Consider the following 13,362-nt stretch of genomic DNA (forward strand, 5'->3'; position numbering starts at 1 on the left):
CGACGGGGATTGTCATTGGTCATTGGTCATTGGTCATTGGTCATTTGTTATTTGTCATTTGTGGACAAACACTGTAGGGGCGACCCGCTGCACAAATGAACACGACCCACCTATTAATTTTATCGGGTCGCCCTGCATCAGGTATCGGGAATTATCCTGTATCCGGTATCAGGAATTAGTTGAACTTGTTCCCTGTTCCCTGTTCCCTATCCTCACCACAACACGTATTCAGCAACCCCTAAGTAATTAATCCAGAACGGAGTGCATGAACAGCGGCTTGGGTGCGGTCATCAACGCAGAGCTTATTCAAGATATTGCGGACATGGGTTTTGACAGTGCCTACCGTAATATAAAGCTTATCCGCGATCGCGGCATTACTTGCTCCTGCCACAATTAGCTCAAGCACCTCTAATTCCCGTTCGGTTAAGGGGTAGGCTTCGATGACTTGTTCGTACTCTGGACCTACCGCATCAATCTTGACGGTTCGATCTTGATTCGCCGCCATTTCAGAGGATGGCTCTCGTTTTACCTGTCGTAAAACAATACTGGCAATCGCTGGATCAATCCAGGCGTTCCCTTCCTGGGTTACTTCTAACGCCTCGACAAGCTGTTCAATTTCAATATCCTTCATGCAATAGGAATCGGCTCCAGCCGCAAAAGCCGCTAGTACCGAATCTTCACTATCATGCATGGTTAAGATGAGAACCCTTGTTTCTGGCTCCTGGGTATCTGTATGGCTACTCTTGAACTTGCGAGTCAAATCAATGCCATCCATATCCGGTAAACCGATATCCACAATAGCGACATCGGGTTTTAGGCTTTCCAGCAGCTTTAATCCTTGAGTCGCATTCGCCGCTTCTCCGACGACTTCAATTCCATCCTGTTCTTGTAAAGCGGCTTGTAAACCCATCCGCGTAAGGTTATGGTCTTCAATCAGGACGACACGCATAGGACTCACCATCAATGTTTCAGAACTCAAATTCGTTTTATCTTGGTCATTGAGAGATGTAGGACTGTTTGACTCCTTCTCTCGGATTTGGGGAATTTTCATATTCAATAATCAGCCTAACCTAATCCATGCTTAGATTTAATCACTATGAAGTGATTCTTCGTTTCCGATCGCGCTGATACCCTGGAGTCAGGTCAGACAAGGATAACGCTTGCAATAGCATCCTTAAGCCTAAAAAGTCAAGTATTGCTATCGGCATCGATTACTCTTCCCTCGCTAGTGCGACGCGGCAATAAAGATAATCAACACTATGGCAGATCCGTGGCAGATGTACATCTATCAATAGTATCAAGCCGTTTCAGTTGAGCCAAAAATTGGGCAGCCAAGAGACTTTCCAGTGATTATGCCTATGGACTGAGACGAAAACCATAGCCATCAGCATACAATCTAAGACAAAGGTTGGACTATCTTCAATGCCAGCTTAAGCAAACTCACGTCCCAGAACAAGCTGCAACCTTTACTAATTCAGTGGTGCGTTAGGGCAATAGCATTGGCGCACCCGTTGCCATTCTATCTGGGACACAACAGTTAGCTTAATGCTGACGTTGGTGATGAAGAAATCCTTCAATTCTGCTCGTTGATGAAAGAAATGCTCAATATTCTGCTCGTTGATGATGAGGACATCGATCGCTTAGCTGTGCGTCAGGCTCTGGATGCCACGGGCTTGTCAATCAATTATGTTGAAGCCTGTGACTATAATAGCGCGATCGCTCTCATTAACCGTGAGACATTTGACTGTGTCTTTCTGGATTACTGCCTCCCCGACAAAGATGGATTAAGCCTGGTGCAGGATTTGCGAAAGGCTGGCGTCAAGATCCCCTTGGTGGTAATCACTGCTCACGGTAATGAGCAAGTCGCCGTGGCGCTGATGAAAGCTGGGGCGTCAGACTACCTGTCTCAGGATAAGGTTTCACCGACAAGTTTAGGACGGATTTTGCAAAACGCGATTCGCATCTACCAAGCGGAACAGCAGGTGGCACTGGCTCATCAGCAGTTGCGCCAGACGAATGAACAGCTAGTCCGGCAGAATCAAGAATTAGCCCAACAACGGCAACAAATTCAACGTCAAAATTTAAAATTAAAAGAACTCTCTACACTTAAATCGCAGTTTTTAGCCACGACATCCCATGAATTGCGGACGCCGATGAATGTGATCATCGGTTTTGCTCAAATGCTCCTACTCCAACGCCATGGATCACTGACATCATCACAATTAAAGATGGTTCAATGTATCTTAAAAAATGGCAAAGATCTGTTATCCCTCTTAAGTGAAGTCTTAGATTTTGCTCAAATTGAAGCCGGAGCATTGGAACTCAATGCTGAAGAATTTAATATCGATCAAGTGGTCAATTCCACTGTTAATGATGTTCGTCCCTTGGCATTGCAGAAAGGGTTAGACTTATCGATAAAAATCCAACTTAAAAATCCTTTAGTTATCAACGATCGCTCTCGTTTGCACAAGGTCTTAAAACACCTGCTCATGAATGCGGTGAAATTTACCAAATCAGGGTCGATCTGGGTCAATGTATACGAGGTTGAATCGCAACGACTGGTCATTGATGTTGAGGATACGGGAATTGGTCTGTCTCAAGCCGAATTAGACTATATTTTTGAAGCCTTCCGCCAAGTTGATCAGACCATAGCCCGCCAATACCCCGGTACAGGGCTAGGATTAGCAATGACTAAATCCTTGGTTCAATTGATGCAGGGTAAGATTACGGTAGAAAGTCAAGTGGGAGAAGGGTCTATTTTTCGCGTCGAATTGCCGCGTTATATTTCTTGTTTGGGGAAGTTGACAGAAATTAAAGTACCTGCTTATAATTAAATCTTTTAAAATGTTTGGAGTTACGATGCTTTTCAAGTATAAATAGATGAAAAATGAATCTACCTGAGCCAAAAATAGAGCGAATTCTGGCAGTTGATGATGCGCCAGACAATTTATTCCTAATGCAAACCATCTTAGAAACTGAAGGATATGAACTCAGTTTAGTTGAAGATGGATATTCCGCATTAGCAATCGTTGAAAAATCACCTCCTGATTTAATCTTGCTGGATGTAATGATGCCACAAATGGATGGTTATGAGGTGACTCGGCGAATTCGTCAAAATAGCAGTTTGCCTTTTATCCCAATTTTGCTGATCACCGCTTATGAACAGTCGAGTGCGATTGAAGGACTCGATGCGGGGGCGGATGATTTTATTCGCAAACCTGTGGATGTGGGCGAGTTATTAGCGCGAGTGCGATCGCTACTGCGACTTAAGCATAGTATTGATGAACAAGTGCGACTGGCGCGTCAGCGAGAGGATTTCGTCTCTCGTCTCACCCATGATTTGCGAACCCCCTTAGTCGCCGCTGATCGGATGCTGAGTTTATTGAAACGGGGAAGCTTTGGACAGCTTCCTGATTCAGCCGTGGAAGCCGTCGTTTCTATCCAGCAAAGCAACCAACATTTAGTCCAGATGGTGAATACGGTGTTGGAAGTTTATCGCCACGATGCTGGGTCTAAAGAGTTAACGTTTGTTTCGATAAATCCTCAGGAAATGATTAAGGAAGTCGTTCAAGAACTGACTCCCTTAGCCCAGGAAAAGGGATTAGCGTTAAAGCTGAATGTAGGAGAGTGCGCTAATTCATTTAATTCAGACGATTGTCTGGTGATGGGCGATCGCCTTGAACTCCGCCGCGTATTCACTAATCTAATTGGCAATGCGGTCAAGTTTACGGAAAAGGGCTCGGTCGATATTAATTTAGGTTTAGAATCGGATTCCACAAACTCGGCAGATGGTCAACCCCCTTTAGTGATAATTTCCATTCAAGATACGGGATCAGGTATTCGTCCAGAAGATCTTGCCACTCTTTTCCAGCGATTTCGCCAAGGAAAGCATAAGCGATCGGGGAGTGGTTTGGGATTATACTTGTCTCGTCGGATCGTAGAAGCTCATCAGGGTAGGATTGAAGTCGAGAGTGAGTTGGGCAAAGGTAGTTTATTTACGGTTTATTTGCCCGCACAAACGTGACGAGAACAGGGAGCTGGGGAAGCTGGGGAAGCTGGGGAAGATAAGCTAAGGCGCATTTAAATTGTGTAGTGTATTCCCTGTTGCCTGTTACCTATTGCCTTCCTTGGGATTTAGGTAAGCTGTTCGGCATTTAAACCTTAATGTCAATAATGACGAAATCCTTGTAGTGCGTTTAGCGAAGCCATGCCGCAGGCTTTGCATCTTGCTCGCTACTATAGCAGTACGCTCTCGCGTAGTTACAGTACAAATGTTCTAAGAAACTCCTGATAAAGCCTCCATTTCTAATGTGTAAATTACACCAGCGCGTAGGGATACTAATACCCAATTTAAATGCATGACGCTTATCCCAATCTAAATGCTGGACAGCTCAGCAGAAGGCAGTAGAGTTCTCATGGGTAGGTGGTCATTTCCGCGATCACGAAAATCATAACCTTTAGGGTAACAACTATTTTTTATCTCCGTGTAATACAGCCGAAGAGTGCTAAAACAGGGCTTTTTCATGGCAACTGTATGACACCGTATGGGTAAATTTTGCCATTTTCCCAGAATTGTGCGGAAATCGGTCAATGAGTCCTGTATTTTCTTTACAGGAAGAATTATTTTCATCCCAACCCATTAGAGATACTATAGGATTCCTATAGAAAAATCAATCGAGGAGTCCCAACTTGGCATTTGTCTAGGAAGACAGAGATTTATCCACTTTAGCGATACTTTAGGGATACTTAAGTTTTTGGTACAAAAGGAAGTAGCTTTTCGCTTTGATGATGCAACGCTAGAAAACCTGATTAGTCAAATCGACGAGTTTATACAGTATTATCCATGTAGGTGATCCTTGCCCCATGTTACTGCCAACCATTACCCGTCAGCTTGTCAAAGGCGCTAAACGCAGTCAAAAGATGCCATTGCGCGTGGTTCTGGTGGTTCCCTTTCTTCTCCAGATCTTTGTGGCGGTAGGGTTGACTGGATATCTCTCCTTTCGCAATGGACAGCAGGCGGTTGACAATCTGGTTATGCAGTTACAGACCGAGGTTAGCGATCGCATTGTACAACATGTCGATAGTTACCTGGAAACGCCTCATCTGGTCAACCATGTTCTTGCCAATGCCGTGCGTCGGGGTCAGGTGCAGACTCAGGATCAGCCCAGTGAGCGCTATCTGTTGCAACTCGTACAGATTACCCACTCTATTAATACCATTCAGTTCGGCAGTGAGCAAGGAGAGTATATTGGCGCAGGCTATACCGAGGATAGCCGCTTAGTGCTGAAAGTTGCCGATAAATCAACCAACTATAACTTTCATACCTACAAACCTGACAATCAAGGAAATCGGAAGCAACTGTTAGATAGTCGCACCAATTATGACCCTCGTATCCGTCCCTGGTATCAAGAGGCTACTTTTCAAGGTGCAACGGTTTGGAGTCCTATTTATGTCATGTTTAGCCATTCTCGGTTAGGAATTACCCTAGCTGAACCCGTATTTGACGACAAGGATAAATTATTAGGAGTCGTTGGTACTGATATTTTACTATCTGAGATTAGTAAATTTCTCAACAACTTAAGAATTGGTCAAACGGGACAAGCGTTTATTATTGAACCATCAGGATTACTGGTTGCTAGTTCCACATCAGAACAGCGATTTATTCAGGATGGCGATAAAACTCAGCGCCTATTTGCTACTCATAGCCGTGATCCCTTAATTCAATTAACCGCGCAGTATTTAAACCAAAACGTTGATACCTTAAACCAGATTAATCAAAGCCAACAGCTATCCTTTAACCTAAACCGCGATCGCTATTATTTACAAGTCACTCCTTTCCAGGATCATCGGGGCTTAGAGTGGTTGATTGTGGTGGCGGTACCAGAAGCGGATTTCATGGAACAAATCCATGCCAATACCCGCACCACGATTAGCTTATGCTTCGCGGCGTTTGTTGTGGCAACTGGGTTAGGAATCTTCACCGCCAGATGGATTACCCAGCCGATTACCCAGTTAAGCATAGCGGCGGCGAAAATTGCCCAGGGCAAATTTAATCAACAGGTAAAAGTCAAGAGTAAAATACCAGTTCGGGTGCATGAACTTGAAATTTTAGCTCAATCCTTTAATCAAATGAGTCAACAGTTATACTCATTTTTTACCGTCCTAGAAAACAATCAAGCCGAGTTAGAGTCACGAGTTGAGCAACGCACCGCCGCCCTACGCCTGTCTGAAGAAAAGTTTGCTCTGGCTTTTCGCTCATCCCCGAACCCAATTACGATTACTACTCTAGCAGAGGGAACGTTTATTGAGGTAAATGAAAGCTTTCTCAAGATTACCGGGTATGACCTAGAGGATGTGATTGCTCATACCTCCATTGAACTCAATTTTTGGGTTGAACCCCAAGAACGAAGCCGAATCCGTAGCTTATTACAAAAGACAGGTGCTATTCGGGATCAAGAGTTTCATTTTTATACCAAATCGGGTCAAGTGAGAACGGGATTATTATCCGCAGAATTAATTACCATTGGCGAAGAAGAATGCATACTGGCGGTAATTAATGATATCACCGAACGCAAACAAGCTGAACAACGAGTTGAGTTACTGCTGACCATTAGCCAAGCGATTAATGCCGCCCCCGATTTTCAAGCTGCCTTAGAAATTGCCCTGCATCAAGTGTGTCAAACTACGGGCTGGATTTATGGCGAAGTTTGGATTCCGGCGACAGACGGGATGGCATTAGAATGTAGCCATCGTTGGTATTACAAACAGACCGGACTTGATCCAGAGGTTATCACCGCCCTAGAACAATTCCGAGAGTATAGTGAAGCCCTAACATTTTTACCCGAAGAAGAAATACCGGGACGGGTTTGGTGTCATGGTGAACCAGAATGGATTAGTGATATTGCCACTGAATCCGATGATGTTTTCTTGCGACTCAAATTGGCAACCGACTGTGGGTTAAAATCAGCCTTTGCTGTACCCATTGTTGCACCAGCAAAACCTCAAATCGCTGCCCCAGTTTTAGCGGTGTTGGTGTTTTTTATGGCAGAAGAACACCAAAATGATGAAAATTGGATTGAGTTGGTGTCTGTCGTGTCGGCGCAGTTGGGTCCAGTGATGCAGCAGAAGAAAGCCGAAGCAGAAATGAAGGCACTTTTTGCCGCGATGACGGATATGGTTCTGGTGGTGGATGCATCGGGTCGTTGTCTGAAGGTAGCACCTACGAATAAAGGAAAATGGTGTAAATCTCCGGGGGACATCTTGGGAACAACGCTGTTGGAATATTTCGATTCCAGTCAGGTAGATTTTATTCTCAATAGTATTCGAGAGGCGTTGTTAACTCAAGCGACGGTAAATATCGAGTATTGCATCAATCTTGCAGGAGAGGATATTTGGTTTGCGGCGAATTTGTCACCACTTTCCGATGATTCGGTGATTTGGGTAGCGCGTGATATTACCGATCGCAAACAGGCAGAGGTGGCATTACGGTTAGAACAAGAAAAATCGGAACAATTATTACTGAATATTTTGCCTGAACTAATTGCGGAACGGCTGAAACAAGACCAATCAGCGATTGCGGAGAATTTTGATGATGTGACAATTCTATTTGCCGATATTGTCGGGTTTACACCGTTATCGGCGCGGTTAAAACCGATTGAATTAGTGAATTTACTCAATCAGATGTTTTCCACATTTGACCAGTTGGCAGAACGTCATGGTTTGGAGAAAATTAAAACCATTGGTGATGCGTATATGGTGGTTGGCGGATTACCCCAGCCGAGGGGAGATCATGCAGAAGCGATCGCGCAGATGGCGTTAGATATGCAAGAAGCGATTACTCAGTTTCAAGCTGAACACAGTGAGTCATTGCAAATTCGCATTGGAATTAATACCGGATCAGTGGTGGCGGGGGTGATTGGGATTAGGAAGTTTATCTATGACTTGTGGGGAGATGCGGTGAATGTCGCCTCACGCATGGAATCGTCGGGAGAACCGGGAAAAATACAAGTCACAGAGACGACATACCAGAGATTACGGGACAAATTCCAGTTTCAGGAACGAGGTGCGATCGCGGTGAAAGGGCGCGGCGAAATGACAACCTATTGGCTAATGGGAACGTGTTGAGTGTTGGTTGACAGTTACAAACCCTTCACGCTTCACGACCTTCGAGGACATGATCTGTAGGGGCGGGTTTAGGGACTCTCTTGTCGCCATTGATAAGCTGTTCGGCATTTAAACCATAATGTCAAGAATTGCGAAATCCTTGTAGTGCGAGCATCTTGCTCGCTACCCATTCCCAATTTAAATGCGTGACAGCTTAGTAACGTTTAGAACAAAACCCGCCCTGATTCAGTGTTGAGTTCACTCCCTTCCATCTCCCAGACGTGCCATGGCACGTCTCTACATTGCTTCGTGCTTTCTCGCCAAGATCCTGATACCCTGAATTTCAGGGATAAATTGACCATTGCCGATCGCAGGACACCAAGAGCATGACTAGCAAACCCAAAATTATCGTTTTGGATGATGACCCCACCGGTTCCCAAACCGTTCACAGTTGCTTGCTGCTGACGCGCTGGGATGTGCAGACGCTGTGCTTAGGACTAGCCGACGCTTCGCCGATTTTCTTTGTCCTGACGAATACGCGGGCGTTAACCCCAGAGGAAGCCGCCACAGTCACTTGTGAGGTTTGCCATAATCTAAAAATTGCCATAGAAACTGAAGAAATCGACGATTTTCTTGTCGTCAGTCGCTCTGATTCCACCCTACGCGGACATTATCCCGTGGAAACCGATGTGATTGCCCAAGAAGTGGGACCCTTCGATGCTCATTTCTTAGTTCCTGCATTCTTTGAAGGCGGACGAGTCACCCGCGATAGTGTTCATTATTTAATGGTGGATGGCGTTCCCACACCCGTCCATGAAACTGAATTTGCCCGTGATTCGGTATTTGGCTATCGTCACAGCTATTTACCCGATTATGTGGAAGAAAAGACTAACGGAAGGATTAAAGCCGAAAACGTTGAGCGATTTGTCCTCTCCGATATTCGCCAAGGAAGTTTAGAACGCCTCCTCAACTTAAGTGGGAATCAATGTGGTGTGGTTGATGGGGAAACTCAAGCCGATTTAGATAAATTCGCGGCTGATGTCCTCAGCGCCGCCGCCCAAGGGAAACGGTTCTTATTTCGCTCGGCTGCCAGTATTTTAACCTCTCTAGCGAATCTGGGCGCTCAACCCGTCCCGCCAGAGAATATGGCACAGTATGTCAGAGAAGGGAAACCGGGCGTTGTGTTGGTGGGGTCTCATGTTAAAAAGACCACCCAACAGCTTGAACAACTTCTGAAACTCTCCGATATTGTTGGTGTTGAGGTGGATGTTAGTCATTTACTTGAAGAGTCAGCATCCCAACGGGATTCACTTTTAGCCAAACTTGTCGCTGCTGTTGACGAGATTCACAACTCGAATAAAACAGCCGCCATTTATACCAGTCGTGAGGAATTGGTCTTTAAAGACGTGCAAACTCGGTTAAACTTTGGCGCAGCCGTTTCAGCATTATTAATGGATATTGTTCGAGAGTTACCCAAAGATATTGGCTTTTTAATTAGTAAGGGTGGAATTACCTCAAATGATGTCTTAAGTACAGGCTTAGACTTAAGATCTGCCCGGTTACTGGGTCAAATTATTCCGGGTTGTTCTGTCGTGCGAACCCCATCAGATCATCCTCAGTTTCCGGATTTACCTGTGGTACTGTTTCCGGGCAATGTCGGAGATGCCAATGGGTTAGTGACAGTTTATCAGCGTTTTTGCTGATCGTCTTATCTCTTATGTAAGGATTTGAGGCTTATTTACAGAAGTTAAGATGGTTGAGTTTATTTCCACCAACCTACTTAATGCAGCAAGCCCTATTTGCCGAATACAACGGCAAGATAAAAAGCTAGACGATTGCACGACAACGTTTTCCTATTCCTTTTGACTCCTTCCCTGTTCCCTAAGTCATAAACCGTCTCCCCTCTCCTTAGAGGCTTGAGACTTTTGCTACAATAGGGTTTAGTTCGAGAATAGAGACGTAGATCACACAGGAGAACTCATTAGAGTCACGCCGGATAGTGGGTTAAGTTACCTCGAAAGCGGATTAAATTCACCGAAAATTAGGACTATTCTCAATTAATCGTCCAGCCCAATATCTGAAGATTAACTATGTTGAATTTATCAGGTAAAGCAGGCTATGCAATCCTCTGATCGAAATATCCTTAACCCAAACCAATCCTCAGCGTCAGCTAGAAAGCAAGAGTTTTTTAAGAAACTAGAACGAATAAGAATGGCACCCCATCGTCTACTGGAGGAGTATGCGGCGGGAGAACGGGATTATCGGGGATTTAACCTCAGCAACTTAGAGTTAAACGGCGTAGATCTCCAGAGAATTGACTTGAGTCAGGCAAACCTAGAAGGGATTGTCTTAGAAAAAGCCACGTTGACGCGGGCAAATTTAAGTCGAGCCAACTTATGTGGGGCGAATTTACGCCAAGCAGATTTGATTTGGGCAAATTTACGTTGTGCTAACCTACGAGGGGCAAACCTGAGAGGAGCCGATTTAAGTGGCGCAGATTTGAGTGGTGCAGATTTGACCGATGCAGATTTCGGGGGAGCCATACTACCTGACGGAACGATTGTTTTAACCAGTGAACAATCGAGTCTCTTATGTGGTAAGCTGCAAAAATTGCCACTCAAACCATCCAAATAATCCCCAAGAGAGAGGCTGAGTAGGACGCGATCGCCCACTATAAGATCCATAAGCTGTCATGCATTTAAATGGGTAAAAAACGTTCATACCCCTGCACCGCTATCAGGGAAAATGTATCATTGCTTCCCCTACTCCCCCTGCTTCCCCTGCTTCCCCTGCTTCCCCTACTCCCCCATCCCTAAAAACATTGTCAGCATACTCTCACTCTAAGCGCGATCGCACACTTAACCATGGCATATCGATTAAAGGCATCCGAATCTATATCTGAGGGAGTTCAGCGCATTGCTTACGAACAGATAGACAAAGCATTAGCCCAATTATTGGGTCAAACGGATGATAGCCCAGAAGAGGCGGTTCATGATGCTCGTAAGCGGTTGAAGAAGCTACGAGCATTATTGCGCTTAGTGCGGGATGAAATTGGTTCGGATACTTATCACCAAGAAAATACCTGTTTCCGAGATGCGGGGCGCTTGTTATCCGATGTGCGAGATGCTCAGGTGACGATTGAAACCCTAGATGATTTGAGCGAACATTTTGCCACGATTATCTCAGCCGATGGTTTTAGGGAAGTACGTCAAGCCTTAGAAGCCCGTAGTCAATCCATTAGTGAGCGGGTTCTGGACGAAAAAAATGCCCAAGAGGACGCCATTGGCATGATTAAAGCAGCGCGGGAACGGGTCAAAGATTGGTCAATTAAAAGCAATGACTGGTCAACGATACAGGAGAGTGTTCAGCGTGTCTATAAACGAGGGGATAAAGCATTAATAGTAGCCTTTAATCAGCCTAGCGTCGAAAACTTTCACGATTGGCGCAAGCGAGTAAAATATCTGTGGTATCACCTACGACTGCTTAAATTAGTATGGTCAAATTTGATGGCAGAAATGGCATCAGAAACGAAACAATTAGCCGATTATTTAGGGGATGACCATGATTTGGCAATGTTGCGTCAGCTACTGGAGAAGGAACCGGAACTCGCAGGCGATCGCCCTCAACTAGACGCCCTAATTGGCTTAATTGACCGCCGACGACTCCAATTGCAGCAGTCAGCGTACTGTTTAGGACAGCGCATTTATGCAGAGAAACCGGGAGTGTTTGTCGAGCGGATTGGGGTGTACTGGCAGATTTGGCGATCGGAACGTGAGCGATCGTAGTTGCGCTTGTAGTTGCGCTTGTAGTTGCGCTTTAGCGCCATCAACGCATAGCTGAGAGGAACTTGCGTATAAACGACGACCAACCCTTAAATGTTCAGGTATCAACAGGTAGGGAGAATAGCGGTTCCCCAGTAGAGCGCGATCGCACTTGATATACCTTGATCTGACCCCACCCTAACTCTCCCCTTATAAAGGGGAGGGAACTCGAACGGCTTACTTTTCTACCTTAAGTTGACACGGATGGAGCGTAAGTCTTCTTGTATTAATCGTTTAGCTGAGTTTTTTCTGTCTTTTTAAATGCTCTCGCTTGAATAAGGCTCCAAATCCTAAAGCCGTAGCTGAACCAAGAAGGGTCAGAGGTTCTGGGACTGGTGTCGGCTCAGACAAAGGAGTCAGTAAGACATCATGGACTTGATCACCCATCCTACCTATACCTACAATTTGCTCACTATCATTTATATCAAGTGCAATTAACAATTCCCAGCCGGAGTCAGCAGGAATTAAACTGTTGATATCAATCATCAACCCATTTTCCCAGAGAAAGGGTTTACGTTCATTGAAATCGTTGAAGTTATAGGCATTGCCGACGACTTGACCCGCATTGTTAATACCCACAGCTTCGCTTGTAGGAAGGTCATCCAACGTACCCAAATCTATCATCGTGCCGTCTTGCCACAGAAAGGCGTGGTGGTTGAAAGAACCCTCACCACTAAGCGTTGCAAAGCCAACGACCTGTCCAGATTCATTGATATCCCCAGCGAAGCTGGTTGAACCCCCCAAAGTACCGAGGTCAAACATCTCGCCATTTTCCCAGAGGAAAGCGCGGTTACTCCCACTGCTTGTTGGTGCATTACCAACTATCTGACTAGAATCGTTAATACTCGAAGCAAAGCTGGTTGTACCACCCAAAGTACCGAGGTCAATCATCTCACCATTTTCCCAGAGAAAGGCACGTTCTTCTCCGCGCTCATTCTCTGCCCAACCGACCACCTGACCAATATTGTTGATGCCGTTTGCTGAGCTATTTGTACCACCAAACGTTCCCAAGTCAGTCATTACGCCGTTTTCCCAGAGAAAAGCATGAGAGGTATAATTTGGAAAGGGGGAAAAATCTGGCGAGTTAATTTCTGAGTGACCTACTACTTGCCCAAAGTCATTAATGTCAAAGGCTTCGCTATTTGAACCTTCTAAACTGCCAAGGTCAGTCATCACACCGTTGTCCCACAAAAAGGCACGCAACGGTGCATCAAAAAATCGCAATCCACTTCTGCCAACGATTTGCCCAGCATTATTAAGTCGGCTTGGAGGGTGAGGAAAATCCTCTCTACCAGAGAGTGTGCCAATATCAGTAACCGTATACAGGGATGCCGCTTCAGCAGATTGGAAAGCAGTTAATCCTAACACTGTCGCCGTTGCTAGTCCCAACGTGCCAATTTTATGAACGGTAGTCTGCATTACTTTTTTTGGATGTTCT

At 45.3% G+C, this 13,362-nt stretch carries 8 protein-coding genes; 6 read left to right on the forward strand and 2 right to left on the reverse strand.

Annotation, left to right across the window (positions count from 1 at the left end):
* Positions 1 to 238 precede the first annotated feature (238 nt).
* The gene (locus RID53_RS02000) at positions 239 to 958 is read right to left on the reverse strand and encodes a response regulator (RefSeq protein ID WP_446386548.1); all 720 of its coding nucleotides are present in this window, start codon (positions 956 to 958) and stop codon (positions 239 to 241) included.
* A 640-nt stretch (positions 959 to 1,598) separates the two neighbouring features.
* Here RID53_RS02000 and RID53_RS02005 point away from each other — a divergent pair.
* The 6 genes from RID53_RS02005 (at position 1,599) to RID53_RS02030 (ending at position 11,888) form a co-directional block, all read left to right on the forward strand.
* On the forward strand, positions 1,599 to 2,834 hold the full coding sequence (locus RID53_RS02005) for an ATP-binding protein (RefSeq protein WP_446386524.1): 1,236 nt from the start codon (positions 1,599 to 1,601) through the stop codon (positions 2,832 to 2,834).
* Positions 2,835 to 2,887: 53 nt separating this feature from the next.
* A complete protein-coding gene (locus RID53_RS02010; RefSeq protein ID WP_446386525.1) occupies positions 2,888 to 4,024 on the forward strand; it encodes a hybrid sensor histidine kinase/response regulator in 1,137 nt (378 codons plus the stop codon).
* An 839-nt stretch (positions 4,025 to 4,863) separates the two neighbouring features.
* Positions 4,864 to 8,124, forward strand: coding sequence for an adenylate/guanylate cyclase domain-containing protein (locus tag RID53_RS02015; RefSeq protein ID WP_446386526.1), 3,261 nt, complete (start codon positions 4,864 to 4,866; stop codon positions 8,122 to 8,124).
* 365 nt (positions 8,125 to 8,489) lie between these two features.
* Positions 8,490 to 9,806, forward strand: coding sequence for a four-carbon acid sugar kinase family protein (locus RID53_RS02020; RefSeq protein WP_446386527.1), 1,317 nt, complete (start codon positions 8,490 to 8,492; stop codon positions 9,804 to 9,806).
* 415 nt (positions 9,807 to 10,221) lie between these two features.
* Positions 10,222 to 10,737, forward strand: coding sequence for a pentapeptide repeat-containing protein (locus RID53_RS02025; RefSeq protein WP_446386528.1), 516 nt, complete (start codon positions 10,222 to 10,224; stop codon positions 10,735 to 10,737).
* 230 nt (positions 10,738 to 10,967) lie between these two features.
* Positions 10,968 to 11,888, forward strand: coding sequence for a CHAD domain-containing protein (locus RID53_RS02030; RefSeq protein WP_446386529.1), 921 nt, complete (start codon positions 10,968 to 10,970; stop codon positions 11,886 to 11,888).
* 270 nt (positions 11,889 to 12,158) lie between these two features.
* Here the strand turns inward: RID53_RS02030 and RID53_RS02035 are convergent, their stop codons facing one another.
* Positions 12,159 to 13,343, reverse strand: a complete 1,185-nt coding sequence (locus tag RID53_RS02035; RefSeq protein WP_446386530.1) for a PEP-CTERM sorting domain-containing protein — start codon at positions 13,341 to 13,343, stop codon at positions 12,159 to 12,161.
* Between the last annotated feature and the right edge of the window lie 19 nt (positions 13,344 to 13,362).

This window comes from Coleofasciculus sp. B1-GNL1-01 (assembly GCF_040220235.1).
Taxonomy (GTDB): Bacteria; Cyanobacteriota; Cyanobacteriia; order Cyanobacteriales; family Coleofasciculaceae; genus Coleofasciculus.